Origin of the sequence: Oscillatoria nigro-viridis PCC 7112 (assembly GCF_000317475.1) — a bacterium.
Classification (GTDB): Bacteria; Cyanobacteriota; Cyanobacteriia; order Cyanobacteriales; family Microcoleaceae; genus Microcoleus; species Microcoleus nigroviridis.
Map to the genome: position 1 here is coordinate 1,965,367 of NC_019729.1, position 16,822 is coordinate 1,982,188.

Below are 16,822 nucleotides of genomic sequence, written 5' to 3' on the forward strand. Positions count from 1 at the left end.
TTAAAAAATAAAAATTAAAACTAAGAGCTTCTTTAATTTTTATTCTTTAATTGCTTAATCCTTTACGTAATATGTAAACAAATGTGATAATTCCCTAACAACAGGGTTGAATATCAAGATTTGTCACCCTATGATCTAAAATCAAAAATCTAATATCTAAAATCCAATGATTAAATTGGCAGCACGAGTGGGTGAGGTTTCTCCTTCCATAACCTTGGCGATCGCAGCTAAGGCTAAAGCCATGAAGGCCGAAGGGATTGATGTCTGTAGTTTGAGTACCGGAGAACCCGACTTTGATACTCCCGAACACGTTAAAGCAGCGGCAAAACAAGCTTTAGACGAGGGGAAGACTAAGTACGGCCCTGTGACTGGGGAACCGCAGTTAAAAGCTGCGATCGCCCGCAAACTCCGATCCGACAACAACCTTAACTATCAACCTGAAAATATCATCGTCACCAACGGCGGCAAGCATTCCCTCTACAATCTGATGATGGCTCTGATCGATCCGGGGGATGAAGTAATTATTCCGGCTCCCTACTGGCTGAGCTACCCAGAAATGGTGAAACTCGCTAGCGGCAGCCCAGTAATTGTACGGACTGATGCTTCTACAGGATATAAAATTACACCGGAACAACTGAGTCGAGCGATTACTCCCAAAACCAAGTTATTTGTACTGAATTCGCCTTCTAACCCGACGGGAATGGTGTATACTCCGGCGGAAATCAAAGCATTGGCCGAGGTGATAGTCGATCGAGATATTTTAGTCGTTGCTGACGAGATTTACGAAAAAATTATATATGACGGTGCCCAACACGTCAGCATCGGTTCCCTGGGCAAAGAAATCTTCGATCGCACCCTGATCAGCAGCGGTTTTGCCAAAGCTTACTCGATGACAGGCTGGCGAATCGGTTATTTGGCCGGGCCGATCGAATTAATCAAAGCCACCAGCACCATTCAAGGTCACAGTACCTCAAACGTGTGTACCTTTGCACAGTACGGCGCGATCGCAGCTTTGGAAAGCAGCCAAGAATCTGTCGAAAAAATGCGCCTAGCTTTTGCCGAAAGGCGTCAGGTAATATTTGAATTACTCGATGCTATCCCTGGAATTAGCTGCATCAAACCAGATGGTGCTTTCTATATGTTTGTCAACATCAGCAAGACTGGAATGAATTCTTTGGAATTTTGCGACGCTTTCTTAGAACAGCAGCAAGTAGCAGTTATTCCGGGGATTGCTTTTGGTGCAGACGACCACATTCGGTTGTCTTACGCTACCGATTTAGGCACAATTAAAAAAGCCGTAGAAAGGCTCGATAAATTTGTCCGCAGCATCTAAAAATTAGTTTTTTGACTGTTGACTGTTGACTGTTGACTGTTAACGGTTCACTGTTAACTGTTAACTGTTAACGGTTGACTGTTAACTGTTCACAACTGACAACCAACAACTGACAACTGACAACCAACAACTGACTAATCACTAAAGCTGTTTAGTCATAATCTCTTTGAGCAAATCCAGCCCCTTCTTAACTCGCCGAGAAACTGTCACCGCACTGATACCCAAGCGTTCAGCCGTTTCTTTCTGCGTCAAATCGTAGAGAAAAACAAACTCTAATATCTCGCGAGTCCGTTTTTCCAACATAGCCAAAGCTTGCTGTACGCGAATTTGATCCTCTTGCGCCAACTGAAAACTCCGATACTTGCTATCGGGCACCAATTCTCCCAGACAAGTAGCCCCCTCATCTTCATCTTGCATCGGCGCGTCCAAACTCAGAGGCGATCGGTTGAGATGGGCCAACTTAATTTCTTGCCATTCTTCTAAAGAAACCTCAAGGACTGCTGCTACTTCAGCATCCGTAGGTTTGCGGTTTAACTGCACCTGCAAATCCTTGATCGCTGCAACAGATTTGCGTTCCAGGGACTGCCAGTGGCGGGGAAATCGCACAGAAGGGCTTTTGTCCCGCAAGTAGTGTTGAATTTCGCCCCGTATGTAGGGAATTGCAAAGGAACTAAAAGCGTGTCCCTTCGCGATATCAAACCGCTCGATCGCCCTGATCAACCCAATACACCCGACTTGCAGCAAATCGTCGTAGCTTTCACCGCACTGGTTGATCCAGTGATAAACTTCTTTTCTGACCAGTCCAGTATTCTGTTTAACTAACTGATTGCGGATTTCATTCGATCCAGAAAGTTGGTACTCGCGCAACAATTGCAAATTTTCGCTTTTTAGCTCGTTCGGCAGTGTGGTAGACATGGTGGCATAAGGGTGGGTAGAGCAGAGGACTGAAGTTGCTTTAGATCTAGTTTCCAATCTAGTCTAAAAAAATTCACTTTTAGGTAGTGTAATCCTAGCACTTAATAGGTGTGATAGCGGACACACCAGTTGAGCTTTCGGAACGTGAACGGATTTAGCGGGATTATCCGAAGGTTTTCGGCATAATGCAGACTTTTACCAGGTAGAAGGCCTTCGGCACAATCCCCAATTTTACCATTTTTTTTGAAAAAAATCTTATTAAGCTGAAAGCCCTGTGAATACAATACTTTAATTAATAAAAAATTCCAACTTCATAACTTGGGAACGATCCCAATTCAATCATAAATTTAGTCATTAGTCAACAGTCCTAAGTTATGTTGCTCGAGACTGTTGGCTAATGAATGGCGAGCCGTAGCTTTAGGGTAAAAAACTGCTCAAGTTCGATCGATCCAGAAAGCCAATTTTACGATACAGAAGGCTCAATGCGAGCGTAAAACAAACCCCGAATTTTCACGTCTAGAGCCGGTCTAGCTCCCAAATCAGTATCAGAAGGCTGCGTGCTCTCAAAAATCCCGCCAACTTCGCCAGTGGCGCTGTTGACTTTAGCAACTTGGAGAGAAATTTTGCCCGCCTTAGTGCGGGTGTCAGCTACCTTAACATTAGCCCGCACGCGTTTGGAATTGTCAGAAGCCGGAAGCGCGACAGCATTGTCGTAGCCAGTCGCTACCCCGCGAGCTTTAGGGTCTAAAAAGCCTGCGCTGCGGTAAGAAGGAACGTTAAACTCCCCTCGCAAATCGGTGGAAGTATTGATAGCAACCACTCCCGGTTCGGAACTTGCCACTAGCTGTTTAATGGTAAACAAGAAAGGTACTTGCTCTCCGCCCGGTAACTGAATCGTAATTGCTTGAAAGTCCAAGCCGTCCTCTTCTGTGAAAGTTAGAGTTCCGTCAGTACCGACCTTGAGCGTACCTTGAACTTGGTCAATGCTCGACGTGAACCGGGTCAGCAATTTACCAGGCACAAATTCCGCTTCTTGGCGTTTGTTTGCTGGTTCTTCCTTCACAAAATAAGTTGTGGGCTGCAAACATAAACCAGTCAGTTTATAGGTGGCGCCCGCTTCGAGGGGGATCGATCCCCGAGAAGTTTCTGCTAAGCTAGGGCAGTTATTAGCCAAGCCAGTACCTCTAATCTGGTCGTAGGTGAGCAACTCGGTAGTCGCCACCGTCGTGTCAGGAGCCGAAGAACAAGCAACCAGCGCACTCATGCAAAATGCTAAAAGTGCAACAATTAAAGCACGATATTTCATTGCAAACCTCAATCTCCAACATCGGATTATATTAAGAAAAAGCCCTGCTTCGAGCAAAATATAATTGCCCGCCGGCAGGCTAGGCCAGCGCTTAGGGCAGCATTTAGATCCCGATCGCTCGCTTCACCGACACCGGCATTGACTCAAAAAATCAAGCTAGTGCGCCGTGAAAATAAGCATGAACTTATGATTTCTCAATCATGTTCCGATCGCAGCCCAATACACATGGTACGACGGGTTGTGCTCTTTTCCTGACTTGGACTGCAAATTAATATTGCTTAAGTCAACCTACTTAAGTTACTTTGCTTATGACCCCGAATGGCGATCGCGACTAACTCGATTAGTCGGTTGACCAAAAGGCTGGGGACAAAGGCCTTGTAGATTTCAAAGGAAGCAGCGGTATGGACAACGGCAAAGATTTAGAGTCAGAAAAGTTGCAGTCTCAAATGCAATCGCTGACAGAGGCGATTCGGACTTTAGCCGAAAGTTGTCAGGGAGACAGTCTGCTGCTTTTGGCCCTGCTGCGGAGGCTGGAAGCTTCGCACCGGGAAATTCGGGACGGTTTGTTTCAAGCGTCTTTTCCCGACAACCGCCAAGCACTTTACAAACTGCTCAGGAATATTGAAGCCAATGGCGGCTGGCCTTACATCCACCGCATGAAACTTCGATCGCTCTTGGGGTACAGCCAACAATTATCTCCCCTAGAAGATTCTCCAGCCGAGTCGCCAGAAGACTCAGCCGAAACTCCCCAGGACGTTAAATAGTTATGAGTGATGAGTTTAGTGAGTTTTACATTAACTCATAACTCATCACTGAGCGGCGCGATCGCACCTAGAACCCGAAAGGTGTAGGAACAGGTGTAGGAAAAGGAATCGGGTTCGGCACCGCCGTCGGGAATATCGGCGTCGGGCCCGGCATTGGCAATAGTCTGGGAGTCGCCGTCGGGGGGATCGAACTAATTGATAGCAGGGGCGAATCAGGCACGCTAACTGTCGGCGGAGTCGGAATCCTCGAAGCAGTCGGCGTCGGAGTCGGTGCTGCTGTGGGAGTCGGTGTCGGTGCTGCTGTGGGAGTCGGAGTCGGTGCTGCTGTGGGAGTCGGTGTCGGCGTCGGAGTCGGAGTCGGAGTCGGAGTCGGTGTCGGCGTCGGAGTCGGAGTCGGAGTCGGAGTCGGAGTCGGAGTTGGAGTCGGAGTCGGAGTCGGAGTCGGAGTCGGAGTTGGAGTCGGAGTTGGAGTCGGAGTCGGAGTCGGAGTGAGAGTTGGATCTGTACTTGTGCTTGTAACTGTAGTTGTAGTTGTAGTGGTAATGGTGGTTGGCCTGGGAGTAACCGTCCCAGTCACCGTGATAAAATCATTCGCCTCGATCAGCCCCGCCGGAGTGTCGGTCAAAATTGCTAAAAGCTTGCCGTCGAGCGTCGTAATTACTGTATCCCTGACATTTGCACCGTTACCTTGCCGAACTTGCAGTTGAGCGAAAGATAAATTGCTCGGCAGTCCAAAGAAATCCTCTGCGTCATTGTAATCAGTAATTAAAACCAAACTGCCAGGCCCGGCTCCCAATCCAAACACATCGCTGCCGCTGCCGCCAGTCAGAGTATCCGAACCCTCGCCTCCGATTAAAGAATCATTACCTTCTGCCCCAAATAAATTGTCATTGCCGAAACCTCCCAAAATCGTATCGTCGCCGATACCTCCGGCCAAGGAGTCATCGCCAAAACCGCCGTCGATACCATCATTACCTTTGCCGCCAAACAGGAAGTCGTTACCTTCATCTCCCAGTACCGAGTCGTCGCCTTCATCGCCGCGAAGGGTATCAGAACCTGTGCCGCCAAAAACTGTATCGTCAGCCTTGCCGCCGAATATCTGGTCATTACCAGCGTCTCCGAAGAGCGAATCGTTGCCGGCATTGCCGTACAAAGTGTCGTCGCCGTCGCTGGCGGTCAAATAATCGTTGCCGTCACCGCCCAACAGTTGATCCCTGCCACTGCCGCCGTTGAGAGAATCGTTCCCGGAATTCCCGTAGAGAAAGTCGTCATCAGCATTGCCGAACACGGAATCGTCGCCGTCATTCCCTGTGAGGGTGTCGTTGCCAGTACCGCCGGCAATCACATCAAAGCCTGCGTTTCCGCTAACTAAGTCGTCCCCGGCGTCTCCCAACACGCTGTCTATCCCGTCGTTGCCTTCGAGAATGTCGTTGCCCAAGCCGCCGCGAATCGAGTCGTCGCCGTTCCCGCCGGAAGCAAAATCGCGGCCTTGGTTGCCAATGAGTTCGTCATTTCCTTCACCGCCAATCAGCGAATCTGCTCCGTCACCTCCCAGAAGCTGGTCGTTGCCGCCGTCGCCCTCTAGGGTGTCATCTCCTCCCGCACCCAGGGGCGTGTCATCGCCATCTAAGCCGCGAATTCGATCGCTCAGCGGAGTTCCTAGAATAAAGTCGTTGCTGTCTGTGCCGATCAGGTTTGCCATACGGGATACACCGCTCCTCAATCAAATAAATTGTTTGAAATTATGTTAATCGCCTTCGTGACAAGGGATTGCTGCTTGCCTACGTTAGCATAGTTGAGATTTTGGCACTCTGGCGAAGGGGCGCTGAAAGTTTTGCCCGTGTCCGCAGTTGCGATCGGGGCTGGTATAATGCCCGATCGGCAATCTAATTTAGTTATTCTGGATTTTTTCAAATACAAATTAGTCGATCGGACTCAAGGAATTCAAACTCGACAAACGAAATGAGCAAGAACAAAAAATGAATAACCTTTTTCATTCTTGCCCCTCCTCAAAATTTTACTTCGGATACCAGTTAAAAAACAGAATGCAACTGTAGACCCGTGAGCCAAATCATTAGGTCATCTGTCATATCAATTCCGGCAGTCAGGCCGGAATGATATCAAATCCGCGCTTCGGGAGTCGGGCGTAAAGTCGAATCCCGAGGCCAACAAATCAGGAGCGCAATTTTCATTTTTTTGACTCACAGTCAACAGTCAACAGTCAACAGTCAACAGTCAACTTTTATTCGCTAATAGGTAACACTATCTGAAATTCACTTCCTCCCCCCAAAGTAGAATTCACATTAATTGTTCCGCCGTGGGTTTCGACTACAATCTGGCGGGCGATCGCCAATCCTAACCCCGTGCCTTTTCCTACTGCCTTCGTTGTGAACAAATGGTCAAAAATCCGTTCTTTCACGGCTTCTGTCATGCCCGCACCGTTATCGGCAATCTGAATTTTGATATGCCGATCGCCCGACAGACTGGTACGAACAGTGATACGGTGTGGATTTGCTTTAAGATCCTCCAAACTGCGTCCTTGGTTTGATTCTTCTAGGGCATCGATCGCGTTAGCAAGCAGGTTCATAAAGACTTGGTTCAGTTGACCGGGAAAGCATTCGATTGGGGGGAGATTGCCGTAGTCTGTGACGACTTCGATCGCGGGATGGTGTTCGTTGGCTTTCAGCCGGTGTTTCAAAATTAAGATGGTGCTGTCAATGCCCTCATGGATATTAAACGGAACTTTGTAGTCTTTATCGGCTCTGGAGAAGGTGCGGAGGCTGGTGCTAATGGCGCGAATGCGATCGCACCCCACTTTCATCGACAACAGCATCTTTGGCAAATCTTCTAAGGCATACTCTAAATCAATATCCTCAGCATCTTGTTCGATTTCATCGCCGGGATCTGGTAGTTTTTCTTGATATAATTTTAAGTGACCAATCACATCTTTGATCGTGGTAGTTGCTTCCTCAATATTGCCGCTAATAAAGCCTACAGGATTATTAATTTCGTGGGCAACTCCCGCTACTAAATTGCCCAAGGCGGACATTTTTTCGCTTTGCACGATCTGTAACTGTGCTTGCTGCAAATCGAGGAGCGATCGCTCTAATTCTTGTGCATAAGCTTGAGATTGTTGGTACAATCGAGCATTTTCTATAGAGATAGCCGCTTGGGCGCACAAAAGTTGGATGACATCAGTACGATCTTCTGTAAATGCACCAATTGTTAAGTTATTTTCTAGGTAGAGCAACCCGATTAACTTACCCTGATTTAACATCGGCGCGCACAGCACACTTTTGGGCTTTTTCTGCATCAAATACCGATCGGCAATAAAATCGTTTTGTACTGCTGCATTATCCAAAACGACAGTTTTCCAAGTCCGCTTAACATAGTTGACCACAGCAGGGGGAAACTCGTCGCTGGCTGACAGCGGTACAGATATTGAGATGACATCTTGATGGAAGGATGCCACAGCTTCGATGGCGAGATTCCCATCCTTAAGCAACAGCAGAACAGCTTTTTTTGCCCCGGCATTTTCTATCACCACACACATCAGTGCAGCCAGTAATTTTTCTAATTCAATTTCACTCGATAGAGTTTGGGAGGCTTTGAGAATAGTCGCGAAATCGAGGGCTTCGTAAATACTGCTGCTGCTAGATAGAGTTGCGTGCCAGGTTTGATGTAAAACTGACGATTTATTGATTGTGTGGAGGCGGGTTTCGCTGATTCCAAAACGATTTTCTCTTGCCTGCAATATGGGAGCAAGAAGTTGGGTATAGCGTTTTTCTAAGTCATCAATTTTGGCTTTCGCACCCCAGCGAGCATAACAGTAGTAGGCTTCTTCCATATAAGCTTGCGCCACTTTTTCTTTGCCCCAGTCGAGGTAGAATTTAGCTGCTAGTTCGTTAGCGAGGGCTTCTTCTTGGATGTATTCGTTTTCTTTCGATCCAGAAATGGCGCGATCGTACATTTCAATAGCTTCTGCCCTCTGCCTGGCAACTCGGTATTTCTCTGCTTCTACCAACTGCCACTTATGCAAATAATTCATGGGGGCGTGTTCTGCCCAATGCTGCAACTTCCTTTGATTTTCCTGAACTCGTTGCCGCTGCGTTTCTAACTCCGTCTCGGACTCAGGAGTGGCAAGGGCGATGAGTGAGTCATAGAAATATAAACCAGCTTCGGAAGTAGTTCCTGCACTTCCCGCTATATACTGTCTTGCTCGATCGACATCTACTGCGGCCCGAGCAATGTCTCCCAGCAGGAATCTCAACGTCGCCCTGTACAGATAAAAGCTGCAGAGTCGGTAAAAATCGTTAGAGGCAAGCGACTGAGAAACCAGCTTCTCATCATAGCCTTCCTGTTCAAAGGAAATCTCAAACTTGTTTGGATTACCCAATAAAAACAGCGTTGCTTCCCACAAAACCGAACAATAATTTGCCGTCGTTAGTTGGTTGAGGTCGAGTAATTGCTGGCGGTATGCCCGAATTTGGGGTTCGAGTTCTGCCAAAGGTTGACCGCACCAGTAGGAATTTAGACAAAATCCATGCCCATTATGCCCGACAAACTCTAAATGGCCTGTTTCTAATCCGGCTTGATAGCCTGCCTGAAGAATGGGGAGGGTCTCCCGCAAATGCGATTTGCGATGGTACAACAAGACTCCTATCGCAGTAAAAGTTGCAGAGCGAATATTTTTGGCATCCGCCTCACTGGCAAGACGATAAGCTAATCGGCCAAACCGATCGGCTACCGTCGCATCTTGTAGAAAGTTGTTGAGAATCATCCCATAGCAGCTATAGCTATAAGCTGAAGTAGGACTGTTGCCGTATTGGATAGATAAATTTACCTGTAAGGCAGTCACCAGCGCAAACAAAGACGAACCGACAAGATAACAAGCTGTCGCAATACTTGCCGCCACTTGCATCGCAGCCAGCTTTTGGGCATCCACTATCGCTGGCAGATCGAATAACTCTTCAATCGGTCGATCGCCGATCGAGCTGTTAATTTCCTGCACTGCTTGCTGAATATCTTCTGCTGTAGCGCTATCGGGCAATTCAACTCCTAATTCTTTGAGAATCAACAAACCGATAGCAATTCCTTCTAAAAACTTGTTCTGGGATGATAATGCCTGAATTTTGACGATGTAAACGTTCGCTCGCTCTAGGGGAGTTCTGGTATGATGGATCGCAGTGTCAATCCACCGATCCATCTGGTCAAAATCGCCAGAGAGTGAAGCCACTTCTGCTGCTATGTCGTGCAAGTTCAAAGTCATCTCGTACTGTCGTTGCCAAGCGCTCTCGGACAGCAAATTTAGCCCGATCGCAGCATACTCGCGAGCAGCTTGATAAGCAGTAGCGCCTCTGGCTTTGCGGCAAGCCGTGAGGTTGAGTTGTGCCAAATCGTCGCGTTCTGTTTGGTCTTCAATCAGCGCAATACCATAATTCAACTGATTGACGACTGAAAAAATTTGCTCTTCTATAGCTGCGGGTGAAATTTGCTGGATCAGCAATTGTCCGATCTGATAGTGAGCGCGCGATCGCTCTTGTTCGGGAATTAAAGAATAGGCAGCTTGCTGAACGCGATCGTGCAAAAACTTGTAATTCACCACCTCCGAATTTTCGGTCTCCTCCCGTCTTTCTCGCCCCATATAAAACTTGTAGATTTCACTTTCAGGCAGGATTAAACCCTCTTGCAAAGCCTTCCACAAATCCGCCGCCGTTTCCGTTTCCAATTGCTGGGAAACAACTGCCAAAGTCCCCAAATCAAACTGATTCCCCACACAAGCAGCCAACTTCAACACATTCTGAGTCCCAGGCGGCAATTTTTGCAACTGCAACGCCATAAACTCGACCACATCATCCGTCAGCGCTGCCTCCCGAACTCGCACAAGATCGCACTGCCAATAACCAGCTTGCCGGTCAAACTCAATCAAACCATCCTGATGCAGTGCTTTGAGAAACTGCGTTGCAAAAAAGGGATTTCCTTGGGTTTTTTGTGCCATCAAATCAGTCAACGGTCTTGCCCAATATAGAGTACAATTGAGCGTATCAGCAACCAAATGATTTAGACTTTCTGAACTCAACGGTTCCAGCGTAATAGTATTCACCGTGGCCCCAGCTTTTACCATTGCATCCAGTGTCAGCATCAACGGATGTGCTGCAAACACTTCATTATCTCGGTAGGCACCAATTACTAATAAATAGCCGGTTGCTGACTCGGCAACCAGCAGTTGCATTAACCGCAGCGAGGCGGAATCAGCCCACTGCAAGTCATCCAAAAATATCACCAGGGGATGTTCTGGTTTGGTGAACACCTTAATAAAGTTTTGAAATAGCAAATTAAACCGATTTTGGGCCGCAGTTCCTGATAATTCGAGTGCGGGCGGTTGTGGCCCAATAATTCTTTCTAGTTCGGGAATTACTTCAATAATGACTTGTCCGTTATCGCCCACTGCTTGCAATATTTGAGTTTGCCAATTTTTCAACTGCTGGTCACTGGCGCTCAACAATTGTCCCATTAAATCTCGAAATGCTTGGACAAAAGCTGAGAAAGGAATGTTGCGGTTAAATTGGTCGAATTTGCCTTTGATGAAATAGCCGCGCTGGCGGGCAATTGGTTTGTGAACTTCATTGACAATTGCAGTTTTCCCAATCCCAGAAAAACCCGCGACTAACATTAACTCACAGCCTCCACCCTGTTCTGATGCCTGCTGGGAAAAACCTGCTACTCGATCGAATGCTGCCAGTAATTCGGCAACTTCAGTTTCGCGACCGTAGAGTTTCTCTGGTATGATGAAGCGATCGCCAACATCCCTCTGGGCGATCGTAAAACTCTTTATCCTACCGTTTTCTTCAAGTTGCTGCAAACAAAATTCTAAATCGAATTTCAGTCCCAACGCACTCTGATACCGGTTTTCGGCATTCTTTGCCATTAATTTGCTGACAATCTCCGAAAGTACGGGCGGGATTGCGGGGTTGATTTCATGCAGTGATGGCGGTTGCTTGGCAATATGACAGTGTACCAATTCCATCGCATCGTTGGATTGAAACGGCAACTGTCCCGCCAGCAATCCGTAAAAAGTCACGCCCAAAGAGTAAAAGTCTGTTCGGTAGTCAATCCCCCGATTCATCCTTCCCGTTTGTTCGGGAGACAAATAGCCGAGTGTGCCTTCGAGCACGTTAGGATTCATCAGGGTTTGAGTTTCCCTGGGCAGCAAGGATGCAATACTAAAGTCAATGAGTTTGACGTGTTTTGTATGCGGATTAATTAAAATATTCGCTGGTTTAATGTCTTTGTGAATTATCCGGTGGCGGTAGAGTATATCTAATGTATTGCTCAGGTCGATCGCCACTTCCAAAAACTCCTTCAGAGAAGGCCGAGTTTCCCCTTTTTCCGTCCATTCGTTCAGAGAAATTCCCCCAAAGTCTTCCATTACCAGTGCATAGCTGTTTTGGTAGGGTTCCAAACTGTAGGTTTCGATGATTCCGGGCAAGTTGAGGTTTTTGGCGATCGTGTACTGATTGCGAAATTGCAGCAGTTCGCTGAAGCTGGGATACTCGTTCCGCAAGACTTTGATGGCGACGGGCTGTTTGTCGCCAGTGCGGAAAGCTCGATAAACTAGGGTGCGAGTTCCTGAGTAAATGCGATCGAGAATTTGATAACCTGTCAATGTAAAATTTTGAGTTTTCATATTTTTATTATCCGGCTTATGGGCGGGCTATTTGTAGCTTAACAAAAGGGAAGATAGTTTCCAAATCCTGTGATAGTTAAATATAATTAATATGACCGCATGAGACTTGTGATTTATATCACTAAAAAATGGTTTTTTTAAAATAAACCAATCCAATTTTATTTAAAAATTAAATAGCCTCATCCATAGGGGAATAGTGAATAATAAACTAAGGCAGCCCATGCCGATCGCAGTTACGGCTAATTCGCGATCGAGATTGAAAGCTTCTGCCAGCAATGTAGTACCAAAAGCAGGAGGCATCGCCATTTGCAGCACTAGCACAAGTCGCGGCGCGCCCGCGATCCCCAAAAACGTTAATCCCGTGCCAATTACCAAAGGAACTAACAGCATTTTAATCGCCAGACAAGCTAAAACTTGTTTGAGGTTGTGCAAGGAATTCAACTTGCTCAACTGCATCCCGATCGTAATTAAAGATAAAGTAATTACAGTCCAAGCACCTGTTGTTAAAAATTCTGCGATTTGTGCCGACAGCGGCCAGCTTCGCGAGACAAATCCTAGACCAAAAGCCCACAGTGCCGGGTTCAGAAAAATTGCCCGCAGGGAACCCAACCAACTCTGACGCCGATCGCTTTTACCGCAGTGAGAAGCAATAGCAACTCCCAGTACATTGATGGCCACGGTAGTGCCTAGCAAGTCGTAAAACAACGCCCAGGCAAAGTGTTCCGATCCCAATAAGGACAAGGTGACGGGAATGCCTAAAAAACCCGTATTACCAACCATCGCTGCCAATAAGAAGCTGCCTCGACTGGGCAAACTCCAAGCGCTGGTGTGTTCCGGGCTATTTTGGGCGATCGGATTAAGAGTCTTGAAACGTTCGTCGCCGACACCGAAATTTATCAAAATCCCAGCGAGTCCTCCACCTGCTAGAATTGCCGCCCAAGCTATCAGCGGCGCCATCCAAATAGCGCCAGACAAATTGGCGCTGCGGATAAAAGCAACAATGCTCAATGGCGTGCCAAAAAAGAAAAGAAACTTGGCTAAATATGTAGAATAGCTTCTCGGTAGCAGGCGGCCGATAAAAAATCCCAACGCCACCCATCCGATCGTATTTAGATAAAGTTTGAGCAGCGGATTTTCTAAATAAACCATGATTGACTAAATATTTACTAAACGACTTATGCAGATATCCTACTTTTGCCAAAAAAGCCCACCTTTAGCCTAGCGCCGCAGTTTTCCCTGCCACCGCAGCCCTAAATATTAATGCTTATTCAGCTTCGCAGATAATTTTCCACACAGGCCTTGACATCCACAGAAGCGCGTGTAATCATAAAGTTGAGGAATAAGTCAACATACGTGAAAACTATGGCACGGCAAGCAAAACAATCATCTCAAGTCAAAAGTTCCAGCAGCCAAGCAGCCTCCAATAATCGCACCAAATTTACCCTCTACAATTTTGCCGGCAACGCAAAGGCATTCTATCTAGTCGATCGCATTAATTTAGAAAGAACACCAGGCGATATCCCAGAAAAATCCGTCGCTCACAGCATCATCATCATCGACCGTTCCGGCTCAATGTATTATGACTTAGAACCGCTCAAAGAAACCCTAATCAAGCTTTTGACCTTAGACGAATACAACAATTACCAGCTAATTGTCAGCCTGATTTCCTATGCTGATAAGGGGGACGTAATTTGTCATTTCCAGCGAATTTCCATTCAAGAAGTGCTGAAGTTTGACTCTCAATACATCAAAGAAATTCAAAAAATCCACACGGCTGGCTGTACCTGCATATCGCAGTCGATGCAACTCGCTAAATCTCTGGTAAAAGCGGGAGAAATGACAGCGATCAATTTGCACACAGACGGCTATGCAAATGACCCCAGCGCCAATTCCGAAGCTGCAAAACTAGGGGAAATTTGCGAAGAACTCAAAGACATGGATGTGTTTGCCAACACGATATCCTATGCCTCGGCTGACTTCAAACTTCTTTCCAAAATCGCCAACACATTATCGGGAAATTGCATCCGCGCTGGCGAAGTCAAAATGGTTTACGATGCTCTTTACGACAGCACAAAACTGTTAGGCAGTTCCGTTGCACCTCCGCTGGAAGAACCGTTAATTAAGGAATACGATTATCAAGTTTTTGTTTCCCAAAGCGGCAAGAAAATCAACGGTTCATCGAGCACGCTGAAAATCTGCGGGCTGAAAGCAGACGATCGCGGACTGTTTTACAAATATCAGAAAGTCGCCAAAGATGAGTATGACAAACTAGATGTTCCCGTTGCTCAAACTGATGAGTCGGTGTTTGCTTTTGCGAAAGCTAACCTCGCTGACGGCAATTTAAATACGGCTAAGTATGCGCTGGCGAGTACCTTCGACGCTACTTTGACGGAAAAACACGCAAAAGCTTTGACAAATGCCCAAATAGCGGAGTTTACGGAAGATTTGGAACAGGCTGTTTTTGCGCCTGATGTGTTGAAAAATCATGAAATTGGCGATCGGGTAAAAGTCAGCGATAAAATTTCCCTGCTGGAGTTAATCGAGATATTGGAGGAAAACAGCAACAGCATCATCATCAACTTGAAACACTTGCAAGAAAATTATCAGCGAAAAGGTTTGAAGCGAATTGAAGGAAAGCGAGACGAAAACGGCAACCTTGTCAAGCCTTGGCTGAAAACTGAATTCTTAGATGGTGGCGAATACGTGCAAATGGGTTCATTTGCCATCAATCAAAATACCGCTACCATCAATATGCTGATTACCCGAAAAGCTAAGCTGGTAAAAGTTGAGGATGAAACTTTAATCGCAGAAGTGGCGGGAATTCTAGTTACAGACCTCAATACTTTCAACAATTATACCATTGTCAGCGACGGCGAAGTTAATATTAAGTCGCTGCGAACCAAAATCAGCAGCAAACCAGTGTTTGATTTGCTCAAAAAATGCGGTGTCCTGGAAAAAGACGGTTCGCCCGTGCAAGAATTTGACTTCCGTTCAGAGTACGATATTAAGTTAGAGGATTTGCCCCTCGTGCCTTTTGACGGGCGTTACGGCAGCCTTGACGGAGTGTTTGAGGAACTCGCAGAAATCAAAATTCTCTCCAGCATTCTCTCGGCTCATTTGAAGGAAGAATCCGAGGCTTACACTGCGGAACAATTGGAAGAATTGAAACAGCATTATCTGTCAAAAAGCCTTTACATCAACTTTCCGACGACGACGGAATACACAGATTTAAAAAGTGCGATCGCCAACGGTTCAGTAGATTCGCGAGTCAGCTATAAAATCGACATCGGCAGCAAAAACATCCTCAACTTCGGCAAATTGCACTCGGCCAACAAATTTCTCGATCGCCTTTATGAAGTTTACCACAAAAACACGGGCGAAAAGCTAGCAAAACCGACATTTGACATCACCTTAGATGAGCCTGTTGTCTTCGCACACAAAACGCTGTCATCCCGAACCAAAATCACCAAAGTTGACGACTTGATGAAACTGATTTTCGATGAGTTTTTGGGGTTGGAGGATAACGGAATTGTTAGCGCTACTTTAGCCAAAGTGGGTGCAGATAGTTTGCTGCGCCTTTTGCAAGCGAAATGGCAGGGAGAAGATGTCAAGCGAGAGGAGTTTGTCGCTGCTTTAGCTAATGCCAACGAGCGACTGGAAGCTTATGCGGAAAAAGTGTACGGGGAAAAAGTTTCACCGCTGGTTTTCTATATCGGTTCTACCGGACTGATCCCGGATGAAATGGAGGCAAAAGCGGCGACTGCTGAGGAAATTAATTCTAAATACGGCCACTTGCAACTTTCTAAAGATGAGCAAGAGGGGATGTTTTTTGAAGTCGGCGACTGCATTATTAGCGTGTATGCTAAGAATGAGTATTTCACGGTAGGGAAGTAGGAATTAGGGTGGGCATTGGCCCACCTTGGTTCAATATGGGTGATTGAAATGAACTGCCACATCTAGTCGATGGTAATATTACAAGACAAAAAATATGGATAAACCACCACTGCCACAACCCCAACTAGATCCCACACCAATAACCTTCGATCAATACGAAGCCTACACGCCTGAAAAGCTAGAACTATGGCATGGTTTCTATAATTATGGATGGCAAGACTTCACAGGTTTTTATCTTGCAGTATTGGCAAATATGGGGTTACGGGAAGCTGTTCGTCATGTACCGCTTTCACTATGGTTAGAGGCAATTCAAGAGTTAGCTTTGCAAAATCCTAAACTCAATTTTGATACTGAGATTGGGGAAGCTACGATCAACCGCTTAAACCGAGGAGTGGAAGACTTGCAAGCAGTTGCAGAGTATTTGGAAGAACAAGGTTAGTAGCGATCGCACTTCAGAGGTGTTGTCACCCCTGAACTGGTCCTAACTGACCTTTAACCACCAGATAAATCGATCCTGGTAGCCAGAAGGCGAGAGTGACGGGAAATTGAGAAAAGTTACCTCTCTGAGCGCCGTCTATAAGATTAAACACGCAAGCCGCTATACCGATCGCTCCCAAAATTCGCAAGGTTATAGGACGAGATTTGGGAAAGAAACAGATACCGACAATCACACCAAGCACTCCCCCAAGCAAAACACAACCTTCAATAAATTTAGGGCGCTGATCGGGAGGTAAGACTGCAAATTTTTCTGGTATCAACATGAAGAAGGAAATCCCTGCCAAGATGGTGAGGATACCGAGGATATTCCAAGTTGTTTTACTCATACTTTCAGTATATCCTCACTTATACCAAAGTGATATTCTATTACTTAAAAAGGAATTTCCTCATCTTCATCTTCCACAGTCTTAGCCGTCATCCGCCCA

At 46.4% G+C, this 16,822-nt stretch carries 11 protein-coding genes; 5 read left to right on the plus strand and 6 right to left on the minus strand.

Features of this window, described 5'->3' with window-relative positions; all coding sequences use genetic code 11:
* The first annotated feature begins 166 nt into the window (after nt 1-166).
* A complete protein-coding gene (locus OSC7112_RS08395) occupies nt 167-1,333 on the plus strand; it encodes a pyridoxal phosphate-dependent aminotransferase (RefSeq protein WP_015175497.1) in 1,167 nt (388 codons plus the stop codon).
* Nucleotides 1,334-1,474: 141 nt separating this feature from the next.
* Here OSC7112_RS08395 and OSC7112_RS08400 read toward each other — a convergent pair whose 3' ends face one another.
* Both OSC7112_RS08400 and OSC7112_RS08405 read right to left on the minus strand, forming a co-directional pair.
* Entirely contained in the window at nt 1,475-2,248 is a 774-nt protein-coding gene (locus OSC7112_RS08400) for an RNA polymerase sigma factor SigF (RefSeq protein WP_015175498.1), read from the minus strand.
* Between the two features lie 463 nt (nt 2,249-2,711).
* Nucleotides 2,712-3,554 carry a photosystem II manganese-stabilizing polypeptide gene (locus OSC7112_RS08405; protein ID WP_015175499.1) on the minus strand — a complete coding sequence of 281 codons (843 nt, stop codon included), beginning with the start codon at nt 3,552-3,554 and terminating at the stop codon, nt 2,712-2,714.
* A gap of 401 nt (nt 3,555-3,955) precedes the next feature.
* Between OSC7112_RS08405 and OSC7112_RS08410 the strand changes: the two genes are divergently transcribed.
* Complete coding sequence (locus OSC7112_RS08410) at nt 3,956-4,318, plus strand: hypothetical protein (protein ID WP_015175500.1); 363 nt, start codon at nt 3,956-3,958, stop codon at nt 4,316-4,318.
* 67 nt (nt 4,319-4,385) lie between these two features.
* Here OSC7112_RS08410 and OSC7112_RS41690 read toward each other — a convergent pair whose 3' ends face one another.
* Nucleotides 4,386-6,020, minus strand: a complete 1,635-nt coding sequence (locus OSC7112_RS41690; protein WP_015175501.1) for a calcium-binding protein — start codon at nt 6,018-6,020, stop codon at nt 4,386-4,388.
* A gap of 93 nt (nt 6,021-6,113) precedes the next feature.
* On the opposite strand from OSC7112_RS41690, the gene OSC7112_RS39520 reads away from it, so the two are divergent.
* On the plus strand, nt 6,114-6,284 hold the full coding sequence (locus OSC7112_RS39520; protein ID WP_190274351.1) for a hypothetical protein: 171 nt from the start codon (nt 6,114-6,116) through the stop codon (nt 6,282-6,284).
* 276 nt (nt 6,285-6,560) lie between these two features.
* Here OSC7112_RS39520 and OSC7112_RS08420 read toward each other — a convergent pair whose 3' ends face one another.
* Complete coding sequence (locus OSC7112_RS08420) at nt 6,561-12,005, minus strand: trifunctional serine/threonine-protein kinase/ATP-binding protein/sensor histidine kinase (RefSeq protein WP_015175502.1); 5,445 nt, start codon at nt 12,003-12,005, stop codon at nt 6,561-6,563.
* A gap of 162 nt (nt 12,006-12,167) precedes the next feature.
* Entirely contained in the window at nt 12,168-13,154 is a 987-nt protein-coding gene (locus OSC7112_RS08425; RefSeq protein ID WP_015175503.1) for an AEC family transporter, read from the minus strand.
* Nucleotides 13,155-13,367: 213 nt separating this feature from the next.
* Between OSC7112_RS08425 and OSC7112_RS08430 the strand changes: the two genes are divergently transcribed.
* Both OSC7112_RS08430 and OSC7112_RS08435 read left to right on the plus strand, forming a co-directional pair.
* Nucleotides 13,368-15,899: a vWA domain-containing protein gene (locus OSC7112_RS08430; RefSeq protein WP_015175504.1), complete on the plus strand. Its 2,532-nt coding sequence runs from the start codon at nt 13,368-13,370 to the stop codon at nt 15,897-15,899.
* A 94-nt stretch (nt 15,900-15,993) separates the two neighbouring features.
* Nucleotides 15,994-16,338, plus strand: coding sequence for a hypothetical protein (locus OSC7112_RS08435; protein WP_015175505.1), 345 nt, complete (start codon nt 15,994-15,996; stop codon nt 16,336-16,338).
* Nucleotides 16,339-16,363: 25 nt separating this feature from the next.
* Here the strand turns inward: OSC7112_RS08435 and OSC7112_RS08440 are convergent, their stop codons facing one another.
* Nucleotides 16,364-16,723 (minus strand): hypothetical protein, encoded by a 360-nt coding sequence (locus OSC7112_RS08440; protein WP_015175506.1) that lies wholly within the window; start codon nt 16,721-16,723, stop codon nt 16,364-16,366.
* Nucleotides 16,724-16,822 lie beyond the last annotated feature (99 nt).

What these genes read in the sequence shown, in the direction of transcription:
- OSC7112_RS08395 (WP_015175497.1), top strand. Translation starts at nt 167, where the DNA reads ATGATTAAATTGGCAGCACGAGTGGGTGAGGTTTCTCCTTCCATAACC.
- OSC7112_RS08400 (WP_015175498.1), bottom strand. Translation starts at nt 2,248, where the DNA reads ATGTCTACCACACTGCCGAACGAGCTAAAAAGCGAAAATTTGCAATTG.
- OSC7112_RS08405 (WP_015175499.1), bottom strand. Translation starts at nt 3,554, where the DNA reads ATGAAATATCGTGCTTTAATTGTTGCACTTTTAGCATTTTGCATGAGT.
- OSC7112_RS08410 (WP_015175500.1), top strand. Translation starts at nt 3,956, where the DNA reads ATGGACAACGGCAAAGATTTAGAGTCAGAAAAGTTGCAGTCTCAAATG.
- OSC7112_RS41690 (WP_015175501.1), bottom strand. Translation starts at nt 6,020, where the DNA reads ATGGCAAACCTGATCGGCACAGACAGCAACGACTTTATTCTAGGAACT.
- OSC7112_RS08420 (WP_015175502.1), bottom strand. Translation starts at nt 12,005, where the DNA reads ATGAAAACTCAAAATTTTACATTGACAGGTTATCAAATTCTCGATCGC.
- OSC7112_RS08425 (WP_015175503.1), bottom strand. Translation starts at nt 13,154, where the DNA reads ATGGTTTATTTAGAAAATCCGCTGCTCAAACTTTATCTAAATACGATC.
- OSC7112_RS08430 (WP_015175504.1), top strand. Translation starts at nt 13,368, where the DNA reads ATGGCACGGCAAGCAAAACAATCATCTCAAGTCAAAAGTTCCAGCAGC.
- OSC7112_RS08435 (WP_015175505.1), top strand. Translation starts at nt 15,994, where the DNA reads ATGGATAAACCACCACTGCCACAACCCCAACTAGATCCCACACCAATA.
- OSC7112_RS08440 (WP_015175506.1), bottom strand. Translation starts at nt 16,723, where the DNA reads ATGAGTAAAACAACTTGGAATATCCTCGGTATCCTCACCATCTTGGCA.